Source organism: Campylobacter sp. US33a (assembly GCF_004378855.1).
Taxonomy (GTDB): Bacteria; Campylobacterota; Campylobacteria; order Campylobacterales; family Campylobacteraceae; genus Campylobacter_D.
The window spans coordinates 18,941-27,336 of sequence record NZ_RYYL01000015.1 but is presented as its reverse complement, the minus strand read 5'-3'; the positions used below and the strand labels follow the sequence as shown (position 1 = coordinate 27,336).

The 8,396-nt window shown below is 30.5% G+C and carries 6 protein-coding genes and 1 pseudogene; 4 read left to right on the top strand and 3 right to left on the bottom strand.

From position 1 onward, the window contains the following. From ELQ16_RS10215 to ELQ16_RS09215, 3 genes and pseudogenes are all read left to right on the top strand, one after another. A pseudogene (locus ELQ16_RS10215) lies at positions 1 to 637 on the top strand (hypothetical protein); the annotation flags it as partial. Between the two features lie 169 nt (positions 638 to 806). Further along, positions 807 to 2,207, top strand: coding sequence for an alanine/glycine:cation symporter family protein (locus ELQ16_RS09220; RefSeq protein ID WP_407919972.1), 1,401 nt, complete (start codon positions 807 to 809; stop codon positions 2,205 to 2,207). A gap of 55 nt (positions 2,208 to 2,262) precedes the next feature. Continuing rightward, entirely contained in the window at positions 2,263 to 3,021 is a 759-nt protein-coding gene (locus ELQ16_RS09215; RefSeq protein ID WP_134239297.1) for a hypothetical protein, read from the top strand. A gap of 1 nt (position 3,022) precedes the next feature. Here ELQ16_RS09215 and ELQ16_RS09210 read toward each other — a convergent pair whose 3' ends face one another. Genes ELQ16_RS09210 through mqnE form a run of 3 tightly spaced genes read right to left on the bottom strand, consistent with a single transcriptional unit; the run spans position 3,023 to position 5,869 of the window. Continuing rightward, entirely contained in the window at positions 3,023 to 3,463 is a 441-nt protein-coding gene (locus tag ELQ16_RS09210; protein ID WP_134239295.1) for a phosphoribosyltransferase, read from the bottom strand. An 11-nt stretch (positions 3,464 to 3,474) separates the two neighbouring features. After that, positions 3,475 to 4,794, bottom strand: a complete 1,320-nt coding sequence (locus ELQ16_RS09205; RefSeq protein ID WP_134239293.1) for an NCS2 family permease — start codon at positions 4,792 to 4,794, stop codon at positions 3,475 to 3,477. A 10-nt stretch (positions 4,795 to 4,804) separates the two neighbouring features. Then, positions 4,805 to 5,869, bottom strand: a complete 1,065-nt coding sequence (gene mqnE / locus ELQ16_RS09200) for an aminofutalosine synthase MqnE (RefSeq protein WP_134239292.1) — start codon at positions 5,867 to 5,869, stop codon at positions 4,805 to 4,807. A gap of 130 nt (positions 5,870 to 5,999) precedes the next feature. Here mqnE and ELQ16_RS09195 point away from each other — a divergent pair, with 130 nt between their 5' ends. Next, a complete protein-coding gene (locus ELQ16_RS09195; RefSeq protein ID WP_134239290.1) occupies positions 6,000 to 8,396 on the top strand; it encodes a nucleotidyltransferase in 2,397 nt (798 codons plus the stop codon).

Sequence of the window (8,396 nt, the reverse complement as noted above, 5' to 3'; positions counted from 1 at the left end):
TTTTAAAAGTTTAGGTTTGGCAGTATTGTGTTCTAATTCTTTTCTTACAGGGCAACATTGGAATAAGCTTAGAGCAAAAATGATTTACGATTTACACGATCATCATTATGAGAGTTTATTAGATGAATTTGGTATGATACCTTTTTTAGATGAGATTATAGGAGCAGATTGGACGATTGATTTAAATAAATATGATTTTGCCTATGATGAAGAAGGCAGAATCATTTCGGCTTTATATAATGATATTGAAAAAGGTAAATTAAAAGATCCAAGAGATGTAGATTCTACTCCTGAAAGTAGAAATGAATTTGATGATGCTATGGATAGATACGAAAATGGAATGGTAACTAGATTTGATGTAGATATTAGAAACGAAAGAGATGAAAGATCTGCTAAACTGACTATGGATACCCTAGTATTAAGTGCCAAACTCGCAGCCTTAACTCCTCCTCAAGGCTATCCTAATGCCCCTTATTATTTTACACCTGAAAGACTAGAATGGATTTATAAAAGAGGATATTTAGATAAACTCCTTGATCCAAGAATCCCTGCTATTTATAGATATAATTTCCCAGAGGAACTTAGGGCTAAAATTCTAAAATTTGGTGAAGAGAGGGGTATTAGAGATGAAATGTAGCAAATCATAGGGTGATTTGTTACAAATTCGCTTTTATTCCTTAGCAATCATTAAAACTTTGCTTGTATTTATGGATTGTAAAAGTTTATAGTCGTTATAATTTATTTTTAAAATTTTTCAAAATTAAAGGAGTTAAATGGAAGATAAAGTTGCTTTAATGGATTCCATAATGACAGCATTTTCAAACTTTATTTCAAGCGCTAGTGATGTTTTATATACTTATATTTTAGTATTTGTATTGATAGCTTGCGGTTTGTATTTTACTTTTAGAACAGGATTTATTCAGCTTAAGTTTTTGCCTCAAGCTTTTATGATTTTGAGAGAAAAGAGTCAAAAAGAGCACATTTCACCTTTTGCTGCTTTGATGATTTCTACCGCTTCAAGAGTGGGTATAGGGAATATTGTTGGAGTGGCACTTGCTATTAGCACAGGAGGCGCAGGGGCACTTTTTTGGATGTGGATTGTGGCGATATTTGGTGGAGCAAGTGCGTTTGTGGAAAGTACCTTGGCACAAGTTTATAAAAGAAGAGAAGGTGAGCATAACTATAAGGGTGGACCGGCTTATTATATTCATAGTGCATTAAAATCAAAAGCGTTTGGGGTTATATTTGCATTATCTTTGATTTTGTGTTTTACTTATGGTTTTAACGGTTTGCAATCTTACACTCTTACTTCAGCATTTGAATTTTATGTAGGCAAAGAGGCTTTTAATGAAGGTTATATTACGACTTTTGTTGGACTTATTTTAGCTCTTTTAACGGCAGTATTTTTCTTTAGTGGAGGAAAATTGACCGCTTTTATTTCTAAGCTTATTGTGCCTATTATGGCGTTTGGTTATTTGTTGGTAGCCATTGTTGTGATTGCGACAAATCTTGAAGCTCTGCCTAGAATTTTTACAGAAATAGCACAAAAAGCTTTTGACTTTGAAGCTATTTTCGGCGGTTTTGCAGGAAGCGCCATTGTAATAGGTATTAAAAGAGGATTATTTTCCAATGAAGCAGGTATGGGTTCAGCACCTAATGCTGCAGCTGCAGCTCACACAAGCCATCCAGCAAAACAAGGAATGGTGCAAACTCTATCAGTTTTTATCGATACACTCATCATTTGTTCGGCAACTGCTTTTATGGTACTTTGTTCGCAAGAAAATTTAGAGGGACTTCAGGGTATGCCACTAATACAAAAGGTAATGTATGGACATTTTGGAGAATTTGGCTTGCATTTCGTGAGTATTGCGGTTGTGCTTTTTGCTTTTACTTCTCTAATCGGAAATTATTTTTATTCAGAGATGAATTTTAAATTCATAACAGAAAGCAAAAAGGCTTTATATATTTTTCGTTTAAGTGCAGTGGTTATGATATTTATCGGTTCTCAACTTAATTTGGAACTTGCGTGGAATTTTGCAGATGTGGTTATGGGGATTATGGCTCTTACTAATATCGTGGCGATTTTACTTTTGGGAAATATTGCTATTAAAGTGTTAAAAGATTATGAAAAGCAAAGAAAAGAAGGTAAAAATCCTATATTTAAAGCAAGTGATGTAGGAATTTTTGATACTGAGTGTTGGAAATAATGATTTAAGATCTCGTTTGAGATCTTTCCTAAAATTTTTTAATAAGGAAAATAAAATGCAAAAAATATTAAGAATTGATTTGGAAAAAAGAAAAGCTCTGCAAGATCTAAAAAATTTAGTTTTGTTAGGTTTTGGTAGCACAATGCTTTTAAATTTAAATAAAGAAAGCTTCTTAAGCAAGACAGAAAATTTAAGTGAAGGCAATATCTATCAAAAATATTTCACCATGCCTTTAAATGCTTTTTATGTTCCGGATAATCTTTTGCATTTGCTTGAAATTCCAAGACAGAATAATGAAAATTTTTATATTAATATACTTATCAATAGTGACACAAAATATCAAAATCCTTTAATGCAATACGCAATTGATAGAAAAAAAGAAGAAAATGTGGTTTATTCTTTAGAAAACAAAAAAATGATTAATACAACTTTTGATTCTTTAAATGCATTAAAAAACGCTTTGGCAAAAGAAAAAATTTATTTTAATTTTTTAGATTTAAATAGCAAGAATAGTCTTTTAAATTTTTATCAAATTTTATTACAAGATGAGAATTTAAAATGGTATTTTTATCTTAAGGATAATAAATTTTATATAGATGAAAAAGCGAGCAGTGCATTTAGAATGAATGGGGATTATTTGAGTTTAGAGCTTTATTTGAGGCTTTTAAATGAATTTAAATCTCTCAATAAATTTGAATTAATAAATATTTTAGAATCTCTAAGTGGGCATAATCTTAAATCTTTATATATGCCAAGAGAAAACGAACAAAATTATGCTTTAAGCAATGTAATAATGAATTTAAGAGTTAAATAGCTTAAATTTTAATATCCCAATAAAACTCGACCCATTCTTTTGCTTCTTTGATTTTAAAATCAGGTTGCAAAAGAGCACTTTTTTTATAAAAAATAGTAACAATTTTTAACTCAATATGTGGAAATTTTTCAAGCAAAACCCTTTTAATTTCCACTAAACTTTCTCCACTATCGACAATATCATCAATGAGCAAGATTTTTTTATATTGGCTAAGATCAGGGATATTAAAAATTTCAATAGTATCAAGCTTTTTTGTATCATCATAGTGGATGGAATTTAGAGCAAAAAGCTTGCGTGTGTTTAAAGCAACTGCTAAGGAGTGTCCTAAACTCATTCCACCTCTTGCTATGGCTAAAAGCACATCAGGATCAAAATCTTTTTTAATTTTCCTAGCTAAAGTTTTTACATCTTCTTTAAATTCATTATAAGAATAAAAAATCATTTTTCGTCCTTTCATTGTAAAGCAATGAGTAAAAAATTTCCCAAAGAGATTAAGCTCAAAACAATGATACCAAGATTGATTTTATCCCATTCTTGCTTAAAAATTCGCACACATAAATAAGAAAGAAAACCAAAAGCAAAACCCGTAGTGATTGAATAAGTAAAAGGCATCATAATGATGGTAAAAAAGCTAGCTACCGCAATAGCATTATCTTTAAAATCGATATTTTTTACTTCCATAAACATTAAAATTCCAACCATTACGAGCACTGGATAAATCGCATTTGCAGGAATGGCTCTAAAAAGTGGCAGTAAAAAAAGCGTAAAAGCAAAGCAAATAGCTACGACTAAAGCGGTAAGTCCGGTTCTGCCGCCACTTTCAACTCCTGTGGTGCTTTCAACAAAAGCAGTAACCGTTGAAGTACCAGTTAATGCACCCAAAGCTGAGCTTGTAGCATCTGCCATTAAGGTTTTGCCTAGTTTTTTCTCTCCATTTGTAGGATCATCAAAGATTTTACCTCTTTCGCCCACGCCCGTAATTGTGCCTATGCTATCAAAAAGCTGAGTGATGAAAAAAGTTAGGATAATAGGTATCATTGTGATATCTAAAGCACTTTTGATATCAAGCTGTAAAAAAATCACACCCAAGCCATTTTCTGCACTGAAATTTGGCAAAGAGATGAGCTTATCAGGAAAACTTGCATTATCAATCTCAAAAGTCCAAGCAATAATAGAACTTATCAAAACACCTAAAATAAATGCTCCGCGTAATTTTATAGCCCAAAAAAAGATGATTAAAATTAAGCTAAAAATTCCAAAAAGCACATGAGAACTTTTAAAATTTCCTATACTGACTAAAGTGTCTTTATTTGGTGCGATAATACCCATTTGACTTAAGCCCAAAAAGGCTATAAAGCAACCAATTCCCGCACAAATTGCTAAACGTAAATCTTTAGGGATATTGCGAATCACCCAAAGGCGAAAATGCGTAAAAGAAAGAAGAAGAAAAATCATACTTGAAATAAAAACCGCGCCTAAAGCACTTTGCCAAGCGATTTTTTGTCCTATGCAAACACTAAAGGTAAAATAAGCATTTAAACCCATTCCAACACTCATAGCTACTGGAGTATTGGCAAAAAAAGCATTAAAGGCACTTGCAATAATTGTAATTAAAGCGGTTGCGGTAATTAGTGCTTCTATAGGCATTCCTGTGTTGCTAACTATGCTTGAATTTACAGGAATGATATAAACCATAGCTAAAAAGGTTGTAAGTCCTGCGATGATTTCGGTGCGAAGATTGGTATTATTTTCTTTGAGTTTGAAAAAGTCCATTTTGTACCTTTTAGTAGATTTTCAACTCATTATAAAGACTGTCGCGTTCTACTGGGATTAAATTTGCAGTTTTTATCATATCAATGAAAGTTTTTAGGCTTGTGCCTTTAGCAGATTTTGCTCCACCAGCACTTTGTATGCTTTCTTTTTCTATGGTTCCATCTAAGTCATTGGCCCCAAATTCTTGTGCAACCATAGCCAAATTTAAAGTCATTGTCGCCCAATAAGCTTTGATATTTCTGATATTATCAAGTACTAAGCGAGAAATAGCAATGGTTTTTAGAATTTCTTCGCTATCCATAATTTTATCTGTTTGTATAAAGCTATTATCTCTTTGCCAAACTAAAGGAATGAAAGCATTAAAACCGTTTGTTTCATCTTGTAAAGAGCGAAGTCTTAATAAATGATCGATTCTGTGATGTCTTTCCTCAATATGTCCAAAAAGCATAGTAGCATTGCTTTGTCTACCTTTTTGGTGCCAAAGTTTGTGAATTTTTAGCCAATTTTCACTGCTGACTTTTCCATGGCAAATTTTCTTCCTGATTTCTTCATCAAAAATTTCAGCTCCGCCACCAGGTATGGAATCTACTCCGTATTCTAGCATTTTTTCTATTACTTCTTCATAGCTCATTGCAAAACGACGATGTAAAAAGTCTATTTCTGCTGCGGTCATAGCTTTTACATGAATTTGTGGATATTTTTCTTTGATCATTTTAAAAATTTCTAAATACCACTGCCAACTTGTGTCTTTATTATGCGCTGAAACGATATGTACTTCTTTTGTACCGCGTGTGATGGTTTCATCAACGATTTTCATAATCTCTTCATGGCTCATCATATAAGGATTTGGATTTTTGCGGTGTGCAGAAAAAGCACAAAATTTACAAGTATCTGCACAAATATTTGTAGGATTGATATGGCGATTGATATTAAAATAGACTTTTTTTCCGTGAAGTTTTGTGCGTTTTTTTTGTGCAAATTTAGCTAAAGTAAAAAGATCTAAATCCCACAAAGCATTTGCTTCATCTTGATTTAATCTTTCTTCATTTTCTAGTTTTTGGAATAAATTTTTCATTGATTTCACTTTGAGTTGAATTTTTTAAACACACATTATAATTTTTGCTTACTGAAAAAGAGTTTATAGAAAAAGCCAAAATAAAAGATAATTTTGTTAAGATGTTTTAAAAATATTGGGTTAATGAAAAATGAAAAAAGACATAGAAAAAGTTAAATTAAAACTTAATGAATACTTTGAGCATAATTCTAAATATTTCACAAGGCAAGGTGCGTTTAGTTTGCATCATTCCAAGCAAATTGATGGTTTTATTAAGAAAATTTTTGAAATTGTGCTCCAAGATTGTTTTGAGGACTTTTTTCCTTCTATAGAAAATATCCCTTTTTGTATGATTGCGACAAGACAATATGCTAGGCATCAACTTTGTGCTTATGAAAGTGTTGATTTGCTTTTTGTTTATAAGGATATTAAAGCTTATGATATTAAGCCTATGATTAAAAATTTAATCGCTTTTTTAAATGATGTAAGACTTCCAATCAATTATCAAATTTGCGAACTTAATGGCTTAAGTAGCATTGCTAAAAATGAACTCAAACAAAAAATTTTACAACACAGATTTCTTTGCGGCTCTAAAAGACTTTTTAAAATAGCCAAACAAAAATTTGAAGAGGTTTTTAAAGAATACGAAGAAGAATTTGCAGAGTTTTTGTTTGCCAAATTTGAAAAAGACAATATACCTTTTATCAAACAAGAATTTGATATCAAAAAAGATTTTGGAGGGCTTTTAGAGTATGGAAATTTAGATCTTTTGCTTACTCTTTTTAAACATTCTTCTAAAAATTATGCTTTGGAATTTATAAGCGAAAAAGAATTAAGTGAATTAAGACTCGCGAGTGATTTTTTATTATCCTTGCAATCTGCGATGAACATTAATGCACAAAAAGATGTTAGTGTTTTAAGTTTAAATGACTTAAATGATATTTCACGACTTTTGCATAAAAAAGATAAAAAATACATTGATGCTAAAACCTCTCTTTTACAAAAAGCAATGCAAAGTATGCACACAACGGGAATTTATGTATATTATTTGCTTGCTTGTATGCAAAGAGATAAAAATTTTTACCAACGCTTTTTAGATAATGGAAGTTTGGTTTTTTATGAAGATAAAATTTATACAACAAAAAATTTTATTAAATTAAAAGATGCATTGAGAAATTTAAATTCTTTAGAAGATAAAGAATTGGAGTTTGATATCAGCGTGGTTTTTGCTTTAAAAAGATTAAAATTTAGCAAAATGGACTTAGAGCAGTCTTTTTTGGATTTTAGATCAATTTTTTATAGAAAGCACAGTTTTGGCATTTTAAAGCTTTTGCTTGATAGTGCTTTGCTTTATGATTTGTTTAAGCCTTTTATGATGATGCGTTTTATTTTAAATGATGAAGGTGTTTATAGTGTTGATGAGCAAGCTTTTTTGGCCTTGTATGAATTTGAAAAATTGCAAGATAATGAAATTTTGCAAAGTTTAAGTGCTGATGAAAAAATGATCTTAAAAATTGTGATTTTAATGAGCGCGCTAAGAGAAGAAAATGAAATTTCTTTGGGGAACATCTATAGGGCGTATTGTGCGAAATTAGAACTTAGCAACGAAATTTTAGAATTTGGTTTGAAGTTTTTAAAAAACTATAATGCCATGAAAGACATCATTGAAAAAGAAGATATTTATAATCCCATCATCGTTTGCACCTTGCTTTCAAAAATTGAAAATTTAAAAAATCTCGATCTGCTTGCTTTGTTGACCTTAAATGCTGCTAAGGCAAGTAATTGTGCGAGCCATTTTTTCATTAAAAGTTTAGATAAATTGGTTCTTAATGCAAAAACTGCATTTGAAGATGAGAATTTAATTGATGAAACCTCAAGGCGAGTAAAAAAAGAGCAAACCCTTAAAAGAAGTAAGATTTTTATCGATTTAAGTCCTAATATGCAAGATAAAATTGCGCATATAAAATCCAATTTATTTTTTATTAAAAATTCTTTTGAGGATATCGTTAAAATTGCCTTAATTGCCAATGAAAATTCAAGTAAATTTTGGTTTAATAATGAGAAAAATCTTATTTTTGAAATGACAGCAAATAAGGGTTTAAATTTAGAAAAGATTTTATCGGCTTTGGCAAATTTAAATTTGGTATTTATGAGTTTTTTTGAGCTTTTTGATGAAAAAATTTATTTAAAATTTGAATATAATAACATTATAAGCGATGAACAAAAGCAAAATTTGGCTTTTTTATTGGAAGCAAATTTGCATAAGAACGATAAAAATAAAGCTCTTGCAAAGCCAATCATTAAAAAAGAAGAGTTAAAATTTGATCTTGAGTATTCAAAAACCTATGCAAAATTAAGCATTAATGCTAAGGATCAGCAAGGCTTAATGGCGTATGTGATGAATGTTTTTAATGAATTTAAGCTCGATTTAAGTGCGGCAAAAATTCAAACTATTAGACAAAGAACGCGCAATATTTATATTTTTAGAAAGGATTCTAATCTAATAGAACAAAGGCAAAATATTTTAAAATCTTTAATAAGCGAGTAA